The organism is Dolichospermum heterosporum TAC447, assembly GCF_024584745.1.
Taxonomy (GTDB): domain Bacteria; phylum Cyanobacteriota; class Cyanobacteriia; order Cyanobacteriales; family Nostocaceae; genus Dolichospermum; species Dolichospermum heterosporum.
Genome location: NZ_CP099464.1, coordinates 631,712 through 649,936 on the forward strand (window position 1 = coordinate 631,712; position 18,225 = coordinate 649,936).

Consider the following 18,225-nt stretch of genomic DNA (forward strand, 5'->3'; position numbering starts at 1 on the left):
TACTGTGTATCTAACTACAGATACTTGTGGAAACAAGGAGACAGATGTAACGTTTGGCAGTGAAGTACCTAATTTACCCAAATATGGGCAACCTGAGTTTATCGGGTGCGACAAATCTCAAAACATTATTTCGTTAACGACCCTATCAGCAAACCCACCATTACCCAAGAGTAGCGCCATGAAGACCGCTCAATCAGCCACCGACCTCGTGCGGACTTACCTGCGTGAGATTGGCCGTGTGCCACTTCTCACCCACGAAGAAGAGATTTTTTATGGTAAACAGGTGCAACGATCTACTGCCTTGCATGAGACCCGGGAAGGTCTGGCTACCCAGTTAGGTCATGAACCAACTGTAGAAGAATGGGCAGCAGCCTCTGATATAGAAGTATCAGAATTAAATCAAGCGATCGCAGTTGGTGAAATAGCCAAACGGAAAATGGTAGAAGCCAATCTCCGCTTAGTCGTTTCCGTTGCCAAAAAGTACATTAAACGTAATGTTGACTTACTTGATCTCATTCAAGAGGGCAGTATTGGTATGCAACGGGGTGTAGAGAAATTTGACCCTACCAAAGGATACAGATTTTCTACGTATGCCTATTGGTGGATACGTCAAGCCATTACTCGGGCGATCGCCGAAAAAGCGCGGACTATTCGCTTACCTATCCATATTACGGAAAAACTCAACAAAATTAAAAAAGCCCAGCGTCAACTATCCCAAGGACTAGGACGTGCGCCCACAGTAGCGGAATTATCCCAAGAACTAGATTTAACACCCAAACAGGTGCGAGAGTACCTAGAAAAAGCCCGTCTACCATTATCTCTAGATTTACGTCTGGGAGATAACTATGACACCGAACTGGGAGAAATGCTAGAAGACACAGGGGCAACACCGGAAGATTTTGTCATGCAAACTTCCCTGTCTTATGACTTAGAACGGATGATGTCAGAACTCACACCCCAGCAAAAGGAAGTGATTAGTCTCCGCTTTGGTTTAGTAGATGGACAATCTTTAACTTTGGCTAAAATTGGTGAAATCCTGAATATTAGCCGGGAACGAGTCCGCCAAATTGAACGGGAAGCACTAAACAAACTTCGCAAATCTAAAGCAACTATGAATGAGTATCTTGCAAGTTAGTCAGTTGTTATTAGTTAATGGTCAGTTATTTTTTGCTTTGTGGGTGGAGTTTCCCCACCCATAATCATTTGAGTTCGGAGTTCGGAGACGTTACGCGAACGGAGTTATGATTTTTTCAACGAGAGAATAAGGGTTTGAAACTCATAATTAGGGCAGTTTTCCACAAATTATCTTATGTCGAACTCAGGTATACTCACTCAATAGGTGAAAACCACTCCCATTTGAGTACGGTTAAACCGACTCCCTCGAAAGGAATAAACTGTTAGATTGGTTGACATGAATTATATATATAATAGTCAACTAGATCGAATAAGCAATAACTACAAGTTATTCCAGTCACAAATACCGTCGTTACTAGTGGCAGTACAGGAGGTCAAAGGTGAGTAACAAATCTAATCGAGTATCAGAATTTTTTAATAGTGAGTCGGAAACAAGTAATTTATTATGGCAATATGTTAAATCGTTAAGTCCAGAAACAGTTAATCAATTATCTAAACCCAATTCTACGGAAGTTTTGCAGGTAATGGAACGGAACATCATTGGACTTTTAGGAAATTTACCTTCTGAACAATTCGGGATTACTATTTCTACTAGTCGGGAAAACTTAGGTCGCTTATTAGCATCAGCTATGATTAGTGGCTATTTTTTACGCAATGCAGAACAAAGAATGGGTTTTGATGTGGTCATGCAAACAACAGAAGCTAATAGTAGCGAAGTTGAATAATGTTTTTGTAAAAAAATTACCAAAATACAGCGGGAGTCAGGAGTAAAAATCTGTTGTGAATAGAGTTTCATGAATACCTACGGTACGTTGACACGAACAATTCATGTCCTAAACACCTTGACTGTTGTTATAAATATCAACTCAGTAGAGATATAATTAGTCTGCTGAGTTTTTTTGTTTATTGGTAATTGGTAATTGGAAAGAATTTATTTCCTATTCCCTGTTCCCTGTTCCCTGTTCCCTATTCCCTGTTCCCTATTCCCTGTTCCCTATATGAATAAAAGTATTCCTTCTATTCCTCATAAAATTATTGGTGTTGCTGTTATTTGGAATGACCAAAAACAGATATTAATTGATAGACGTTTACCTACAGGTGCAATGGGTGGTTTGTGGGAATTTCCGGGAGGAAAAATTGAAGTTGGTGAAACTATTCAAGAATGTATTAAACGAGAAATTTCTGAAGAATTAGGCATAGAAATTGCCGTTGGAGAACATCTAATTACTATTGATCATACCTATACTCATTTACGAGTAACTTTAACAGTCCATCATTCTCAGCATTTAGCAGGTATTCCCCAAGCCATAGAATGTGACGAAATTCGTTGGGTGAGTTTAGATGAATTGGATAATTTTACCTTTCCAGAAGCGAATGGGGAAATTATCACGGCTTTGAGGAAATATCACAATCAAAATCTGCAAAGTTAGAGTCATAAACTCAAGAATTATCAGGTGAAAATTTAGATGAGATTTCGGAAGCTATTTTGGATTTTTCACAACCTGATAATTTGGTAATTTGGATAGCCAATCAAAGTTAAAATGTTTTCTCACGCAAAGAGGAAAAGATATTTTTTATGAGTCGGTTTTAACCGACTTTTGCTTTTAGACAGGGAATTTATTCCCTGGCTGTCTTATATCTAGTATAATAGATAATGATTAGCGGTAAAAACTATGACTCAATTACTTGAAGAAGCCATTAAACAAATAAAGCAACTTCCTGAAACCGAACAAGATATAATTGCTAGACTCATTCTCAACGCTTTAGAAAATAATTTAGCTGAGAAAAATTTGTCTGTTATTGATGAAAGTCATACTTGGACAGAAGAAGACCAACTTGATATCACCTCTTTTTCTTTACAATATGCTGCTTCGATATTTCCAGAAAGTGAGGAAATAACACAGTGAAATTTAATCCTGGGGATGTGGTAACGGTTGATTTTCCTGGCGCTACAGGTATTAAACGCCGTCCGGCTGTAGTTTTATCATCTGTAATTTATCACGCAAATCGTCCTGATGTTATCATTGGATTAATTACTTCTCAAACAACTGCATTAGGTATTACTGACTATATACTTCAAGATTGGAATGAGGCTGGTTTACGAGTTGCGTCTATTTTTCGCAGTTATATTGTGACACTGCCACCTTCAGCTAATTTTAGTTTAATTGGTCATTTGTCAGAGCGTGATTGGCTTGGTGTTCGTACTTGTGTTAAAATAGCCCTGGCTGATTTGGATAATCCTAGTTTATAGCTGTGAATATAAATCAATTAGATAAGAAACAATTTGACCAAACAGGGTTACATAAAATCAAGAATTGTGATAATTCAGAACGCAAAGCTGATGTAATTTTTGTACATGGTTTAATGGGTCATGCAATCACTACTTGGCATCCAGAGGAAAAGTGTGATCAAGAATGCTGGCCTTTTTGGCTAGGAGACGAAAAGGAATTTAAAACTGTTGGGATTTGGTCTTTTGGTTATAAAGCTAATCCCGTTGGTAATGCTATGTCAATATATGAACAAGCTAATAGTTTGCTCAATATTTTGCTAAATGAAGCTAAAGATTATGGTATTGGTAAAAACCCATTAATGTTTATCACTCATAGTCTAGGTGGGTTGGTAATTAAAGAGATGCTAAATAATGCTAATACAATAAATTCAACACCAGATAAGAAAAAAATTATTCAGCAAATTAAGGGCATAGTATTTATAGCTAGTCCACATCTGGGTTCAGACCTAGCTAATATAATTAACATTTTAACTTTTTCTCAATCCTCAATAATAGTAAAGCAACTTAAAGCTAATAATGATGACACTTCCTTAACAAAAACAAATGAATGGTTCATACAAAATTTTTCTAGTTTAGGTATAACTTGTAAAGTTTTTTATGAAACAGAATCAACATCAATACCAATACAACTTCCATTAGGAATAAAATTACATCTTGGTAAAGTTGTAAAACGAGATAGTGCCAGTCTAAGTATTCCAGGAGTGGATAGTATTCCTGTTACTGCAAATCATCTTAACATCGCTAAACCTCAACTAATTTCTAAATCTCAAGAAGGAAATATCATAGGAGATACAATTTATAACACCGTCTATAAAAGTGTGAGAACGTTTATTGGAGAATGTTTAAATTCAAACCCTTAGCAGCCCCCTCGAATGCACCTGGTACAGGTTTGGGGGGGCTTGAGAATGTGCCGATTGATGATTTAGTTGAGGAAGTGCGATCGCTAACCCGCGATAAATTTAAGAATCTGCATGGAACTATGCAAATGTTAAGGGTTTCCGATCCTGTTCCAGTAGATGAAATTTACATTGATCTTAATATTTTGGATCAAGTGAGTAGTTATCGTACTTTTAGCGATTGGCGTAAAGACTTTCAACCTGACTGGCGGAATTTTGATCGTCTTGGATCAGGAGCAGTTAAACAAAAAGGACTACCAGCTTTATCAAAAGTAAAAGATTGTCGAAGACTAATGGTATTTGGAAAACCTGGTTCAGGTAAAACAACTTTTCTTAAATCATTAGGAATATTGTGTATTGACAAAAAAAATCAATTTGATGAACAAGATTATGTTCCGATTTTTATTAGATTGAATAAGTTTGCAGAGTATATACATCCTCTGAAACTCCAAACTGCAAATCAAGAACAGCTACACTTATTTGATTATATCTATACACGTGAATTTTGTAGCTGGGACGAAATAAACAAGCAAGTTATACAAACTATATTATCTAATTCTAGAACTTTAGTTTTGTTAGATGGTATAGATGAAGTGTCTAAGCAAGATCGTGATTTTGTTGTTGAAGAAGTAGAAAAATTCTGTAATAAGTTTTATAATAACCGCTTTATTATTAGCTGTCGTACTCAAACTCACAAGTATAAACTTCCAGGATTTACTGAAGTTGAAATAGATGATTTTAAACCAGAACAAGCCAAAAAATTTATTAAACATTGGTTTAAAGTTGTTGAAAAAAGCTCAGATTCAGATAATTTAGCATCTAAATTAACTCGACTTTTGGAACAACCAGAAAATGTTCAAATTGCAGAACTGTCCGTAACACCAGTGTTATTAAACTTAATATGCTTTGTTTTTCGTAATGGAGATGATTTACCGACAAATAGAGCCGAGCTTTATAAGAAGGGAATAAAGGATCTACTAAGAGGATTAGATGAATCAAAAGGAATAAATAGAGAAAAACTATATCCAAATATTAATTTGGATGAAACTGAGAAATTATTGACTGAATTAGCTGCCAATTTCTTTAAAGAAAATGAATATTTTCCTCAACAAGAAAAATTAGAAACCTTTATAGTTTCTAGACTGGGAGTTAAAAAATATGAGTCTGAGAAAGTATTAAAGTCAATTGAAGCAAAATCAGGTTTATTAATAGAGCGTTCAGAAGGATTCTGGTCTTTTTCTCATCTGACATTCCAGGAATATTTTACAGCTAAATACATTGTTGAAAATAAACAAATTGAGCAATTAGTTAAAGAACATTTAACAGATACTCGCTGGCGGGAAGTGTTTTTATTGACAGCAGAATTGATGGGTGATGAAGCTGGTAATTTGTTATCGTTGATGCAAGCAGAATCCCAAAAATATATTAATAAGCCTAAATTGCAAAAATTATTAGGCTGGGCAGATGAAATAACATCAGAAACAGCAGGAAATATTAAACCTATAGGTAAACGTGCAATTGCTATTACTTATGCCAAAGCTTACAACCTAGCCAACACATACGCTAAATTAAAAGAAATTGCCGTAGCTAATGCCAATGCTATTTTTATTATTGATTCTATAGTTTATAGCTATTCTAACAGTATTACCTCGATATATACCAAAGACAGAACTCATAGTAGTGCTATTTTATATGCCAACGCTTACGTCAATGCTATAGCTAAAGCTCACGATATCACTTATGACATTAATCTTGCTATTGAAACTACGCCTAAACTTGAAGAATTAAAAATCTTTAATAATGAAGAATTTAAACTAGCTGAAAAACTAGAAGAACATAAATCTAAAATTCCCAATGATAAAAAACAACAAGAAGAATTTAATACATTTGCTGAAGGACTCCGTAAGACTTTGCTAGAGGCTTTTAACTTCATACCAGAAATGATTGATTTATCTGAGGAAGAACTAAAAACATTAGATGAAAAATATTTATATGCAAATAAACTCATCATTGATTGCAAAAAATCAGCAATTGGAGAAACTTGCCCACTTTGGTGGCAAGAAATAGAGGAACGAATGTTAAAGCCAAATCTGTAAATCAAGATGAGTAGTTATTATTTGACCATAATCTATCACCTGCATTCTACACAAAGACCAGATTCCAGATCATTAGTTTTCGCTAAACAGCAATAACAGATTTTAAAATAGTCTGTGTGTCCTTCTAAAATTTCCCCCGAATTACAATCATCTTCATAACGAGCTAGTCTGACAATTTCTTCAATCAAATTTTGCTTCTTTTCTTTATCTAAATGATCAAAACAATGCTCACGTCTCAAAATTGTAATCACTTCATTTAACATATAACTTCCGCTATGATTTGACATATAGTTTACTCCTATTGAAAAATTCAGGACATCATATTTATTCTAGTGTAGAACAAACGTACTCGTAAATCCTGTAAACAATTTTTATAAATGTAAGTTTCGATACCATATATACGGTTAACCTAGCGATGTCTATAGGTAAAGAATATTATCAAATCTTCCCAATATTTGGACATCGTTAAACCTGCATTTAGATCCCCGACTTCTTTGATAAATTATCATTATTTACAAAAGATTAAATTAAGAAGTCGGGGATCTTTAGCCTGAATTGAATCACCCTAGAGAATTTGGGATAAAAATTTCCTGGTTCTTTCTTCTTTGGGATTAGTAAAAAAGGTGTCGGGGGTAGAAGATTCAACTAATAAACCGCTATCCATTAACACAACTCTATCAGCAACTTCTCGCGCAAATCCGACTTCATGGGTAACAACTACCATTGTCATTCCGTCATTAGCGAGATTTCGCATTACGTCTAAAACTTCTCTCACCATTTCTGGATCTAAAGCTGATGTTGGTTCATCAAATAACATGATTTTCGGTTGCATTGCTAATGCACGCGCTATGGCTACTCGTTGTTGTTGTCCACCGGATAATTGTCCGGGATATTTTTGTGCTTGTGCTAAAATTCCCACTCTTTCTAATAATTGCATTGCTAATGCTTCCGCTTTAACTTTGGATATTTTGCGAACATATATTGGTGCTAAGGTGATATTTTGTAAAACTGTTAAATGGGGAAATAAGTTAAATTGCTGAAATACCATTCCCACTTCTCGCCGAATTGTTTCAATATTTCTTAAATCATGACTGAGGGTAATTCCGTCAATGGTAATAATTCCTTGTTGATATTCTTCTAAAGCGTTAAATGTTCTAATAAAGGTTGATTTTCCTGAACCAGATGGTCCCATTAAAACAACGACTTCTCCCCGTTCTACAGTTAAATTTACACCTTGGAGTGCATGAAATTTACCATACCATTTGTGAACATCTTCAGCAATAATTATCGGGTTTGATTCTGTCATATATTCCTTTTGTGTCATACAAGTTATATTTAAATATTTAAGAATGTTGGGTAACATACGTCAACCCAACCTACGGGTAATTGGTGATAAAATCATTGTTTTTTATCCTGTTCATCCTTTCATCCTGGGTATCCTGATTCTGACAGTTATTCCTTTTTTGTGGTTGAAAATTGTAAGAATGTTGGGTAACATACGTCAACCCAACCTACGGGTAATTGGTGATAAAATCATTGTTTTTTATCCTGTTCATCCTTTCATCCTGGGTATCCTGATTCTGACAGTTATTCCTTTTTTGTGGTTGAAAATCGTAGGAATGTTGGGTAACATACGTCAACCCAACCTACGGGTAATTGGTGATAAAATCATTGTTTTTTATCCTGTTCATCTTTTCATCCTGGGTATCCTGATTCTGACAGTTATTCCTTTTTTGTGGTTGAAAATCGTAGGAATGTTGGGTAACATACGTCAACCCAACCTACGGGTAATTGGTGATAAAATCATTGTTTTTTCATCCTGTTCATCTTTTCATCCTGAGTATCCTGATTCTGACAGTTATTCCTTTTTTGTAGTTGAAAATTGTAGGAATGTTGGGTAACATACGTCAACCCAACCTACGGGTAATTGGTGATAAAATCATTGTTTTTTATCCTGTTCATCTTTTCATCCTGGGTATCCTGATTCTGACAGTTATTCCTTTTTTGTGGTTGAAAATCGTAGGAATGTTGGGTAACATACGTCAACCCAACCTAAGATGTTAATTGTTTTTCTAAGTTTTTAGCAGCTAAGGACATTGAATAACAAAATACCCAATAAATCAAGCCGATAAATAAATATACTTCTGCATATCTTCCTAAAAATTGCGGTTGTGCTAATATAGAGCGTGCCATTCCTGTTAATTCTACTAATCCTACTAATGATAAAAGAGAAGTATCTTTAAATAAACCAATAAATTGACCAACAATTGCGGGAATAACTGCACGTAAGGCTTGGGGTAATATTACTAATATGAGTAATAAAGGTGTATTTAATCCTAATGCTTTTCCTGCTTCTATTTGTCCTCTGGGAATTGCTTGTAGTCCGCCACGTACGTTTTCAGCCATGTATGCTGCACTAAATAATATTAATCCGGTAGTACCTCTGAGTAATCTATCTAAACGTAAATCTGCTGGTAAAAATAAGGGTAACATGACTTGGGCTAAAAATAGAATCCCAATTAATGGTAATCCTCTGACGATTTCAATATAAAGAATAGAAAACCACCGGACTACGGGTAAATTGCTGGTTCTTCCTAATGCGAGGAAAACTCCTATGGGGAAGGAAAGGAAAATACTAATTATTGCCATTAATAGGGTAAGTAATAAACCATTCCATAAGTTTGTAGATACAGATTGTAATCCTAAACCACCACCAATTAACCAGATAATTAGGGGACAAGATAATAACCAAGTTAGGGAAAGCCAAGGTGTAATGATTTTAGTAAATTTCTGACCAATTATCAAACCTACAACTATTAAACCTGTAATTAATAATAACCATAAACGGCTTGTTAATGGTGTGGGTAAAATAAACAGTGAAATCCCCATAATCACAACAGCAATCAACGAATTACGGTTTGTGAATATTACTTTTTTGGTAAATACACCCCCAGTAATCGCGGTTAAAGTTGTAGATATTCCCAAAACAACCCAAATTCGCCAATATAAACTTTGGGGAAATCTGCCTACTAAAAATAAGTGTAAATTAACTTGGATTACTTGCCATTGTGCTTTAGTAATTAACCAAATTGCAAATCCTTGAACTAACCAAAATAGAAATATAAAACAAACAACAGTTAGTAAACTATTGTACCAATTATTAAAAAGATTTTTTCTGAGCCAACTAAGTTTAATCATCATAAAAATGTGAGACTGCATAGAATAATCATCACCCGTATTCATCCGCGTTTATCCGCGTTTATCTGCGTTCAACATTATCTTTCCTTAATTTGCACAGAACGATTAAATAAATTCATAGTTAGAGAAATTATCAAACTCAAAGTCAGATAAGTAATCATAATTAACAGCATCACTTCTACCGCTTTCCCAGTTTGGTTAAAAGTGGTAGAAGCAACAAAATAAATATCAGGATAACCAATAGCGATCGCTAAACTGGAATTTTTGGTTAAATTAAGATATTGACTAGTTAATGGGGGAATAATCACCCGCAAAGCTTGGGGAAAAATCACCAATCGCATTGCTAAACGTGGGTTTAACCCCAAGGATTTGGCTGCTTCTAGTTGTCCTGTCGGAACTGATTGAATTCCCCCGCGCACAATTTCCGCAATAAACGCACCTGTGTAAAAAGTTAACCCCAATAATAAACTAGAAAATTCTGGAGACAAGGTAAACCAAGGAAGTTGAATTCCGTTTTGGCTAAAATTAGCAAAACCCAAAAAGGAAATTTTATTTTCGGCTTTGGGAAAACTCAAGAAAACTGCAAAATACCAAAATAGCAATTGCAACAATAATGGTGTATTCCGAAAAACCTCTACATAGATAACCGTAATATTTCTGACTAACCAATTATCTGATAATCTTGCAATTCCCGCAGTAATTCCCACAATTGTGGTGAGGAAAATTCCCATTATTGCTATTCTCAGAGAATTAACTAATCCCACTAATAAAGCATAATTATAAGCATCCGTTGGTTTGTAATTAATGAGAGTTTCCCCAATATCAAAAGATGCCTGTTGCTTGAGAAAATTAAATCCAAATTGAATTCCTAATTGCTGTAAATTTCGGCTGACATTCCCCCAGAAGATAACAAATACAAATACTGCTAAAAATACAAAAATTAGCTGGATAGCATTTTGCCAAAAGCGATTATCACGCCAGAAAGGAGGTTTTGAATTAGTCATTGGTCAGTTGTTAATAGTAAGAAATTTCTCTTGCTTCCTTAGCGGAAAGGTGGAGAATAGAGTAATCCTCCTTTTGTGGAAATTTGATTTTGTCCCCGTGGGAGATTTAGTTTTGTTTTTGCTCCCAAATTGCGATCATAAATTTCGCCATAGTTACCAACGTGCTTAATTATTTTGGCAGCAAAATCCTTCGTTAAACCAATTCCTTCACCCAAGTTTCCTTCTGTTCCTAAAAAACGTTTGATATCGGGATCTTTACTATTAGCAAACTCTGCTAAATTTTGAGAATTAATGCCTAATTCTTCTGCTTTCACCAAAGCATAAACAGTCCATTTGACTATATCACTCCACTTGGTGTCACCCTTAGCAACTGCTGGCGCTAGAGGTTCAGAAGAAAGAACATCATCTAAAATCACGTTATCTTCTGGTTTAGGTAGGGTTGTCCGTCGAGAAACCAGTGCAGAACGGTCTGTAGTGACAGCATCACAACGTCCTTCTGCATAAGTGGCAAAGGTGATATTCACATCTTCAAAAACAACGGGTTTATAAGTAATTCCCCGTTTCCGCATTTGGTCTGCTAAATTTTGTTCAGTAGTAGTTCCAGTTTGCACACAAATGGCTTTGTCTTTCAGGTCTTTGATAGATTTAATATTGCTATTTTTACGCACCATGACGGCTTGACCATCATAAAATACCACAGGGGCAAAATCTAAACCCTGGGAAGTTGCGCGGCTAAAAGTCCAGCTAGTATTGCGACTGAGAATATCTACTTCTCCAGTTTGCAAAGCTGTAAATCGCTCCTTGGTGTTGAGATTGCGATATTCTACCGCATCTGGATTATCAAATACTGCTGCTGCAACAGCCCGACAAATATCAACGTCAATACCGCTATATTTGCCGTCAGTGCCGACAAAACTAAATCCTGGTAGTTCACCGCTAACGCCACAAACAAGCTGTCCACGGCTTTTAATGCGATTCCAGAGAACGCGAGTAACTTGTCCTTGGGGGGTGCTGTCGGGATTTTGTGTATTGGGATTATTTTGTGGTTGATCATTACAGGCACTCAGAATTATGATTAAAGGGGCGATCGCTAAAGGCATCCCTATCCCCTGTAAAATTACAGATAATTTACTAAATTTCATCATTGTTTTTCCCAAGAATCTTCTTTGGATGTTTCCACATAATTGAAACATTTATTGATACTCGTGGCAAATATATCTTCTTAGAAGAGCAAAATTAAACATTTTGAAAATACCTAAACCCATGAATTACGTAGGGGCAAACCTTCTATAGTTGCCCTAAATACCGGGGTAGGCACGGGGTGCTACCCCTACATCAAATTCAAATCTTTTATATAATCAATTTTACCGACCTACCTACAAAAAACCTCTTAATTAAGAATATGCTAAATTTTCTCAACTCTCTTCTCGGTCGCCACCCAGAGCAAATCAAAGCCAATGTTGAAATTTATACTTGGCAAACTTGCCCCTACTGCATTCGCGCTAAAATGCTACTATCATGGAAAGGTGTTAATTTCACCGAATACAAAATTGACGGTGACGAAACAGCTAGAACAATCATGGCAGAACGCGCCGACGGTCGCCGTAGCGTCCCCCAAATTTTTATTAATAATCAACATATTGGTGGTTGTGATGACCTGTATCAATTAGATGCAAAAGCTCAACTTGACCCTCTGTTATTTCAGGTGACAGGTGACAGGTGACAGGTTACAGGTTACAGGTTACAGGTGACAGGTTACAGGTTACAGGTTACAGGTTACAGGTGACAGGTTACAGGGAACAGACAAGAGAGAGAATTAATGACAACTGACAACTGACAACTGACAACTGACAACTGACAACTGACAATTCATGCTTGAACACCCAGAATATTTAAAACATCGAAAATGGATGAATCACGCTCTGGAATTGGCACGAGTGGCTGGTGATGCTGGTGAAGTTCCTGTGGGGGCTGTGATTGTTGATATGAATAATCAATTGGTTGCTGTGGGTGAAAATCGCAAAGAGCGAGATCAAGATCCTACTGCACACGCAGAAATTATGGCGATTCGGGCTGCTAGTCAAGTTTTACAAAGTTGGCGCTTGCATCAATGTACTTTATATGTCACTCTAGAACCCTGTCCGATGTGTGCCGGTGCTATAGTTCATGCCCGATTAGGAAAATTGATCTATGGCGTGGACGATACCAAAACTGGTGCTATTCGTACTGTTATTAACATCCCTGATCACCCAGCATCTAATCACCGAGTGAAAGTGGTGGGGGGTATTCTAGAATCAGAATGTCGAGAACAATTACAAAGTTGGTTTGTTACCCAACGTCAGCAAAAATAACAGACACAGATCAAACTGTCCAAATGGAAAAACACAAATTACCCAAGAAAATCTACGGTGGACATAATCAAGTTTGTGTCATCTTTTATTCGCCAAAAAATCAGCCACCGTCATGATCAAATCATACTTTGCTTCTACTAACCGCCATTCTCAAACTAGAAATACGCCGGTAAATCCTCACCTCGACTCCCCTCGGCAACCTTCGGTGCTTCAGAATACCTCGCGGGTTTCGCCTTTGTTAATCCGTGTTGCTTATCTTCTAGGACACTACATAGTTTTGCCATCTTTCTTTGGGCATATTAAGGTGACTGGAAGAGAAAATATTCCTACAAGTGGACCGGTAATTCTTGCCCCTACCCATCGTTCCCGCTGGGATTCCTTGGTTTTGCCCTATGCTACTGGTCGTTGTGTGACGGGTAGAGATATGCGATTTATGGTAACGAGTAATGAATGTCAAGGGTTGCAAGGTTGGTTTGTGCTGCGAATGGGTGGTTTTCCTGTGAATATTGAACGTCCGGCGATCGCAACTCTCCGGCATACAGTAGAGTTAATGCAGCAGGGGGAAATGTTAGTTATTTATCCCGAAGGTGGCATTCATCGTGATGGTCAACTTCACCCCCTGAAGCCGGGAATCGCTCGTTTAGCTGTGACTGCTGAATCTACCTATCCAGGATTAGATATTAAGGTTATCCCTGTCGGTATCCACTACAGTGAACCCTATCCTAATTGGGGTACTGATGTGAATATTCATATTGGTGAACCTATCAAAGCCGCAGATTATATGAATGGTAATTTAAAGCAAGAGGCCAAAAGGCTGACAGCAGATTTAACCCATAAATTAAAACAATTAAGTCATCAAGAAGTAAAAATTAGCGATCGCATCTTCATAGAAATTCATAATTGAGAGGAGTTCAGAAGAATGAAGAATGAAGAATGAAGAATGAAGAATGAAGAATGAAATTTCTCCCCTACTCCCCTACTCCCCTACCCCCCTACTCCCCCTACCTCCCCTACTCCCCTACCTCCCCTACCTCCCCTACCCCCTCACTTCCCGTAACCAATTACCAATTCCCAGTTATTAAGTTTGCCCACATCTAAAGCAGCGTAGTCAATAACTTGTAATTGCCAGTTACCTTTTGCGGGTAAAGAAAGTAATTGTTTAAGGGCAGGATGCGATCGCACTGTGTAAGTATTTTGTAATTGATTACGACGACCTAATGTGCGACTTTGTAATAAAATCCGCTGATTATTAGGAGCAATTAAATAAACTTCTAAATCTCCTAAAAAATCATGGGTGATATTTACGGTAACTTGGATATCTGTGACATTGACAGCTTCATTAATAGCGATCGCGCTTTTAATTCCCTGTCTATTATTATCAGGAATATCCACAACTTGAGAATTTTTGAACTGGATTTGTTTATTCGTAATTTTAGCAACCGCACCCATCTGCTGCGCTAGTCTCACAGCCTTAGCTGCATTGACTTTGCCATAACCAAACCATTGACTATGACCATTACTATCATAAGTACCCCCACTCACACCCAACTGAAGATCAGGGTTATTATCCACAATTTTATCAGCCGTATCTTGGAGAATCCGTTTAACTTGTTGAGCCGTTAAATCAGGATTAGCTGATAATACCAAAGCCGCTACTCCTGCGACTACGGGAGTAGCACTAGAAGTCCCACCAAAGTTTTTAGTAAAATTTCCCGCATCATAACCAGCCGCACCTATTTGATCTGTTGTAAATACTCCCAATCCAAATAGAGAAGAAACAATTGCCGGTTGTGTATAAACAAAACCAGTTTCTTGAAACCACATTCCTGGGGGAGCATTATTACTAGGAGCGCAAACGGAAACATTACCTCCCCAATTACTATAAGCAGCCTTTTTATTCAAACTAGTAGATGCAGATACAGTAATCACATCAGGATGAACAGCAAAACCGCTCAACCAATTTGTCTTACCTTGGACAATATTTTTCGGCCAATTCTGTTCATTTACAGTCCCATTAATCGGACGATTAGCATTTCCAGCCGCGAAAACAATCACACAGCCTTTTCCCTTGCGTCCATTGGTAGCAGCCCGGTTAATAGCCGCTTTTTGCCGAATAGAAAGGGGGAAATAAACAGCAGAAGCTCCCCAACTACAAGAAATTACACTCGCGCCTTTTTCTACTGCCCAATCAAAAATATCCTCAATTGATTGATCATCTAAAAAACCAGTAGTGCGAATGGGCATCATTGCACAACCAGGAGCAACTCCCACAATTCCCGAACCATTTTCTTCAGCTACAGCTAATCCTGCACAAGCAGTCCCATGACTAGTTTCTTTTTCTCCAGGTAAGGGTAAAAAATCATTTTCTTTTAAATCTCTAGGAGCAACAATTTTACCTGTACCTTGAAAATCTGGATGTTTTAAATCAAAGGAATCATCTACTACAGCCACCACTATAGAACGCACACCACGAGTAGTATCCCAAGCTTGTTCTACGGAGATATGCGAACCAGCTACCAATTGATTACTACTATTATGATTGAGATACCATTGCTGGAAATAAAGAGAATCTTTGGGTTTATAATGGGGTTCTTGTTGAATGAGAATATTCGGTTCAGCCGCTAAAACTTCTGGCAGTGTTTGTAAATAATTGGTAATTTTAACGGGATTTTGTGTGGATTGTTTACTAACAAGAAAAATGAAGGTATTTGGTATTCCGAATACTGGTTGATCTTGAACTAAATTCAATTTACTGGTAATAGTATTAATTTTAGTATTATCTACCCAAGTAGCAAATTGAATTGTAATTTGGTCACTGAGATAAACAAAAGTTCCGGGATTATTTTCCAATGTATAAACATGACTCACAAAGTCCACATTTTCATCAGCACGGAGTTGAGACATGACTGCATCTAGCTGATTAGGAAAAACCGTATATAGTTCTAATTTTGCTTGAGGAATACTCCGCCGCCATACGCTACCAGGAATCTGTGTTAATTTTTCATGGGGAAAATTGGCATTAGGACGGATAGTAAAACGATACAGCGTTTTTTCTAGCGTTAACTCTTCACCACCGCGTTGTAAGGTTAGTGACTCGCCGTTATTTGCTACATCTGATTCAGGAAAATTCGCAGGATTAATATTATCACTCATAAGAATTGGGGATTGGTGGAAAATTAATTTGGCTTGTGTCTAGATATTTTAGAACTTCGGGAAAGAATAGTGCATAAATTCTCTGAAAAATGTGAATCTCAGTTTGAGAGTATCAGTCTTTCATGGGAATCTATTTCTCGTCGAGAGATGTAAAAATGATACATTGGGGATGCGGCTATTCTTGGAATAATAAAATAAGTAGGTGAACAGAAAAATTTAAAGGTATATAACGGTATGTAAAGTTGTCTCAATGCGAGATTCTGATTGAGTTTCAGCCATTTTACAAAACGCAATACCCCTCATTTTTATTTTGTTTACCTACTTACTATGTGACATAATAAACTAATAAACAGGCTAGACTGAATCCAAATAATATCTACTGTTAATAATCTCATGGAATTTAAGCCAGAATTTCCTATTATTTTTGTCGTCCAAGAGTATTATGAATTTTCTCATGATGAGGTAATAGGAACTAATACAAAATTTTAGTTTAAGCATAAAGAACTTGACTATTGTTTATATAAACAGATAAAATCACAATATATCGGACAGGACTGGGCAGAAAAAGTTGCATCTGAATTGTGTGAGCTTTTAGGATTACCCCATGCTATTTATGATCTAGCAGAAACTTGGGAAGGAAATCTTGGTGTAGTTTCACCTTCATTCTTATCAAAAGGTGAGACACTAATTCATGGCAATGAAATTCTCACTCCAATTGTGCCGAACTATCCCACATTTGAAAAATATGGCGTTTCACAACATACAATAGATATTGTGCTAAAAGTGCTAGAAGCAGATCATATTAATCTCCCTATTGGTTGGACAGCACCAAGTGGTATTCAGAAAGCTGTAGAAGTGTTTGTTGGCTACCTCATGTTAGATGCTTGGATTGGTAATGGAGATCGTCACCATCACAATTGGGGTTTAGTAAGAAGTAAATTGACACCCAATATAACAGAAACTATACACTTAGCACCAACTTATGATCATGCTTCTTCTTTAGGACGGGAACTATATGACGAAAAGAGACAAAAATGCTCGGTAGATTCATATATCAACAAGTGCAAATCTGCTTTTTATAGTAGTGCAGAAGATAAAAAGCCACTGAAAACTTTTGATGTATTTTATCGGTCTGCGCTTCGTTATCCCCAATCTGCTATGATTTGGCTAGAGCATCTTGAATGTATATCTAAAGCAGATACTCTCTTAATTTTAAACCGAATTCCACAAAAGCGGATATCAAATATAGCAGTCGAATTTGCACAAAAGATTCTGGAATTGAACCAAAATAGATTACTTAATTTAAAGGAATTATTACAGTGAAAACACCTCAAACACTATTTCTAGCTTGGCAAGATACCCATAGTCGCTCTTGGTTTACAATTGGTAGATTGACTTATGATGGCACAAAGTACAAATTTGTTTACACTCAGAGTGTCAAAGAGGCACAAAATATTTGTGGTTTTGAACCTTTATATTCATTTCCTGATTTAGAAAAAGTATATACATCAATCCATTTATTTCCAGTTTTCTCTAATCGTTTGATGTCTCGTTCCCGTCCTGATTATGCTAATTTTCTGCAATGGTTAAATATTTCAGAACTAGAAGATGATCCCCTCACAATTTTAGCCCGAAGTGGTGGAGAACGAGAAACAGATAGTCTTGCCGTTTTCCCCTGTCCAGAAGCAGATGAAAAAGGAGAATATCAACTACACTTTTTTGCTCACGGACTACGACACCTACCTAAATGTGCCATTGAAAGAATTAATCATTTTGTGTCAACAGAAAAGTTATGGTTAGCTCATGAATTTCAAAACCCTCATGATACTAAAGCATTAACTTTAAACACAGAAGATCATCATATTGTAGGCTATTGTCCGCGTTACTTACGAAGTGAAGTTTTTGATCTGATTTGGAAAGACCCTAGTTCAGTCAGGCTGGAAGTAGAGCGTGTAAATCTACCACCTACACCACTTCAGTTTCGCCTATTGTGTCACATAACTACTTTGTGTAAAGATGACTTTCGCCCTTTTTCTAGTCCAGAATATCAACCACTGGTGATTGATAATATCATAACAGCAAGCGGTTATTATTAGGAATTTG

Annotated in this window: 21 protein-coding genes; 15 read left to right on the plus strand and 6 right to left on the minus strand. The window is 36.8% G+C overall.

The window, feature by feature from the left end:
- Positions 1-178: 178 nt before the first annotated feature.
- From NG743_RS02815 to NG743_RS02845, 8 genes are all read left to right on the plus strand, one after another.
- Complete coding sequence (locus NG743_RS02815; protein WP_027404959.1) at positions 179-1,135, plus strand: RNA polymerase sigma factor, RpoD/SigA family; 957 nt, start codon at positions 179-181, stop codon at positions 1,133-1,135.
- 379 nt (positions 1,136-1,514) lie between these two features.
- On the plus strand, positions 1,515-1,859 hold the full coding sequence (locus tag NG743_RS02820; RefSeq protein WP_257121490.1) for a DUF760 domain-containing protein: 345 nt from the start codon (positions 1,515-1,517) through the stop codon (positions 1,857-1,859).
- Positions 1,860-2,132: 273 nt separating this feature from the next.
- Entirely contained in the window at positions 2,133-2,564 is a 432-nt protein-coding gene (gene mutT / locus NG743_RS02825; protein ID WP_027404957.1) for an 8-oxo-dGTP diphosphatase MutT, read from the plus strand.
- Positions 2,565-2,605: 41 nt separating this feature from the next.
- Positions 2,606-2,674, plus strand: a complete 69-nt coding sequence (locus NG743_RS26790) for a hypothetical protein (protein WP_071992861.1) — start codon at positions 2,606-2,608, stop codon at positions 2,672-2,674.
- Positions 2,675-2,807: 133 nt separating this feature from the next.
- Positions 2,808-3,041, plus strand: a complete 234-nt coding sequence (locus NG743_RS02830; protein ID WP_027404956.1) for a hypothetical protein — start codon at positions 2,808-2,810, stop codon at positions 3,039-3,041.
- On the plus strand, positions 3,038-3,385 hold the full coding sequence (locus NG743_RS02835) for a type II toxin-antitoxin system PemK/MazF family toxin (protein WP_257121491.1): 348 nt from the start codon (positions 3,038-3,040) through the stop codon (positions 3,383-3,385). Before NG743_RS02830 ends, NG743_RS02835 begins: the two co-directional genes overlap by 4 nt.
- A 2-nt stretch (positions 3,386-3,387) precedes the next feature.
- Positions 3,388-4,284, plus strand: coding sequence for an esterase/lipase family protein (locus NG743_RS02840; protein ID WP_257121492.1), 897 nt, complete (start codon positions 3,388-3,390; stop codon positions 4,282-4,284).
- Positions 4,263-6,416 (plus strand): NACHT domain-containing protein, encoded by a 2,154-nt coding sequence (locus tag NG743_RS02845; protein WP_257121493.1) that lies wholly within the window; start codon positions 4,263-4,265, stop codon positions 6,414-6,416. Before NG743_RS02840 ends, NG743_RS02845 begins: the two co-directional genes overlap by 22 nt.
- A 35-nt stretch (positions 6,417-6,451) precedes the next feature.
- On the opposite strand, the gene NG743_RS02850 is transcribed toward NG743_RS02845, so the two are convergent.
- On the minus strand, positions 6,452-6,703 hold the full coding sequence (locus NG743_RS02850) for a hypothetical protein (RefSeq protein WP_257121494.1): 252 nt from the start codon (positions 6,701-6,703) through the stop codon (positions 6,452-6,454).
- Between the two features lie 278 nt (positions 6,704-6,981).
- Positions 6,982-7,722, minus strand: a complete 741-nt coding sequence (locus tag NG743_RS02855) for an amino acid ABC transporter ATP-binding protein (RefSeq protein ID WP_027404953.1) — start codon at positions 7,720-7,722, stop codon at positions 6,982-6,984.
- 43 nt (positions 7,723-7,765) lie between these two features.
- Between NG743_RS02855 and NG743_RS02860 the strand changes: the two genes are divergently transcribed.
- Positions 7,766-8,317 carry a hypothetical protein gene (locus NG743_RS02860; protein ID WP_257121495.1) on the plus strand — a complete coding sequence of 184 codons (552 nt, stop codon included), beginning with the start codon at positions 7,766-7,768 and terminating at the stop codon, positions 8,315-8,317.
- Positions 8,307-8,480, plus strand: coding sequence for a hypothetical protein (locus tag NG743_RS02865; protein WP_257121496.1), 174 nt, complete (start codon positions 8,307-8,309; stop codon positions 8,478-8,480). The genes NG743_RS02860 and NG743_RS02865 overlap by 11 nt, the downstream gene beginning before the upstream one ends.
- On the opposite strand, the gene NG743_RS02870 is transcribed toward NG743_RS02865, so the two are convergent.
- The 3 genes from NG743_RS02870 to NG743_RS02880 form a co-directional block, all read right to left on the minus strand.
- Positions 8,469-9,614, minus strand: a complete 1,146-nt coding sequence (locus NG743_RS02870) for an amino acid ABC transporter permease (protein ID WP_027404952.1) — start codon at positions 9,612-9,614, stop codon at positions 8,469-8,471. The genes NG743_RS02865 and NG743_RS02870 overlap by 12 nt on opposite strands.
- 77 nt (positions 9,615-9,691) lie before the next feature.
- A complete protein-coding gene (locus tag NG743_RS02875) occupies positions 9,692-10,618 on the minus strand; it encodes an amino acid ABC transporter permease (RefSeq protein ID WP_027404951.1) in 927 nt (308 codons plus the stop codon).
- A gap of 38 nt (positions 10,619-10,656) precedes the next feature.
- Entirely contained in the window at positions 10,657-11,763 is a 1,107-nt protein-coding gene (locus tag NG743_RS02880) for an amino acid ABC transporter substrate-binding protein (RefSeq protein ID WP_039203229.1), read from the minus strand.
- 257 nt (positions 11,764-12,020) lie between these two features.
- Between NG743_RS02880 and grxC the strand changes: the two genes are divergently transcribed.
- From grxC to NG743_RS02895, 3 genes are all read left to right on the plus strand, one after another.
- Positions 12,021-12,341 (plus strand): glutaredoxin 3, encoded by a 321-nt coding sequence (gene grxC / locus NG743_RS02885; RefSeq protein ID WP_027404949.1) that lies wholly within the window; start codon positions 12,021-12,023, stop codon positions 12,339-12,341.
- 187 nt (positions 12,342-12,528) lie between these two features.
- Entirely contained in the window at positions 12,529-12,969 is a 441-nt protein-coding gene (tadA, locus tag NG743_RS02890; protein WP_035083607.1) for a tRNA adenosine(34) deaminase TadA, read from the plus strand.
- A gap of 112 nt (positions 12,970-13,081) precedes the next feature.
- Entirely contained in the window at positions 13,082-13,873 is a 792-nt protein-coding gene (locus NG743_RS02895; RefSeq protein WP_193964028.1) for a lysophospholipid acyltransferase family protein, read from the plus strand.
- Positions 13,874-14,013: 140 nt separating this feature from the next.
- Here the strand turns inward: NG743_RS02895 and NG743_RS02900 are convergent, their stop codons facing one another.
- Positions 14,014-16,122: a S8 family serine peptidase gene (locus NG743_RS02900; RefSeq protein ID WP_257121497.1), complete on the minus strand. Its 2,109-nt coding sequence runs from the start codon at positions 16,120-16,122 to the stop codon at positions 14,014-14,016.
- Between the two features lie 579 nt (positions 16,123-16,701).
- Here NG743_RS02900 and NG743_RS02905 point away from each other — a divergent pair.
- Together NG743_RS02905 and NG743_RS02910 are read left to right on the plus strand one after the other, a co-directional pair.
- Complete coding sequence (locus tag NG743_RS02905; RefSeq protein ID WP_236630662.1) at positions 16,702-17,445, plus strand: HipA domain-containing protein; 744 nt, start codon at positions 16,702-16,704, stop codon at positions 17,443-17,445.
- A complete protein-coding gene (locus tag NG743_RS02910) occupies positions 17,442-18,218 on the plus strand; it encodes an HIRAN domain-containing protein (RefSeq protein WP_193963806.1) in 777 nt (258 codons plus the stop codon). Before NG743_RS02905 ends, NG743_RS02910 begins: the two co-directional genes overlap by 4 nt.
- Positions 18,219-18,225 lie beyond the last annotated feature (7 nt).

What these genes read in the sequence shown, in the direction of transcription:
- NG743_RS02830 (WP_027404956.1), top strand. Translation starts at nt 2,808, where the DNA reads ATGACTCAATTACTTGAAGAAGCCATTAAACAAATAAAGCAACTTCCT.
- NG743_RS02855 (WP_027404953.1), bottom strand. Translation starts at nt 7,722, where the DNA reads ATGACAGAATCAAACCCGATAATTATTGCTGAAGATGTTCACAAATGG.
- NG743_RS02895 (WP_193964028.1), top strand. Translation starts at nt 13,082, where the DNA reads ATGATCAAATCATACTTTGCTTCTACTAACCGCCATTCTCAAACTAGA.
- NG743_RS02860 (WP_257121495.1), top strand. Translation starts at nt 7,766, where the DNA reads ATGTTGGGTAACATACGTCAACCCAACCTACGGGTAATTGGTGATAAA.
- NG743_RS02815 (WP_027404959.1), top strand. Translation starts at nt 179, where the DNA reads ATGAAGACCGCTCAATCAGCCACCGACCTCGTGCGGACTTACCTGCGT.
- NG743_RS02850 (WP_257121494.1), bottom strand. Translation starts at nt 6,703, where the DNA reads ATGTCAAATCATAGCGGAAGTTATATGTTAAATGAAGTGATTACAATT.
- grxC (WP_027404949.1), top strand. Translation starts at nt 12,021, where the DNA reads ATGCTAAATTTTCTCAACTCTCTTCTCGGTCGCCACCCAGAGCAAATC.
- NG743_RS02865 (WP_257121496.1), top strand. Translation starts at nt 8,307, where the DNA reads ATGTTGGGTAACATACGTCAACCCAACCTACGGGTAATTGGTGATAAA.
- mutT (WP_027404957.1), top strand. Translation starts at nt 2,133, where the DNA reads ATGAATAAAAGTATTCCTTCTATTCCTCATAAAATTATTGGTGTTGCT.
- NG743_RS02880 (WP_039203229.1), bottom strand. Translation starts at nt 11,763, where the DNA reads ATGATGAAATTTAGTAAATTATCTGTAATTTTACAGGGGATAGGGATG.
- tadA (WP_035083607.1), top strand. Translation starts at nt 12,529, where the DNA reads ATGAATCACGCTCTGGAATTGGCACGAGTGGCTGGTGATGCTGGTGAA.
- NG743_RS02845 (WP_257121493.1), top strand. Translation starts at nt 4,263, where the DNA reads ATGTTTAAATTCAAACCCTTAGCAGCCCCCTCGAATGCACCTGGTACA.
- NG743_RS02875 (WP_027404951.1), bottom strand. Translation starts at nt 10,618, where the DNA reads ATGACTAATTCAAAACCTCCTTTCTGGCGTGATAATCGCTTTTGGCAA.
- NG743_RS02900 (WP_257121497.1), bottom strand. Translation starts at nt 16,122, where the DNA reads ATGAGTGATAATATTAATCCTGCGAATTTTCCTGAATCAGATGTAGCA.
- NG743_RS02870 (WP_027404952.1), bottom strand. Translation starts at nt 9,614, where the DNA reads ATGATTAAACTTAGTTGGCTCAGAAAAAATCTTTTTAATAATTGGTAC.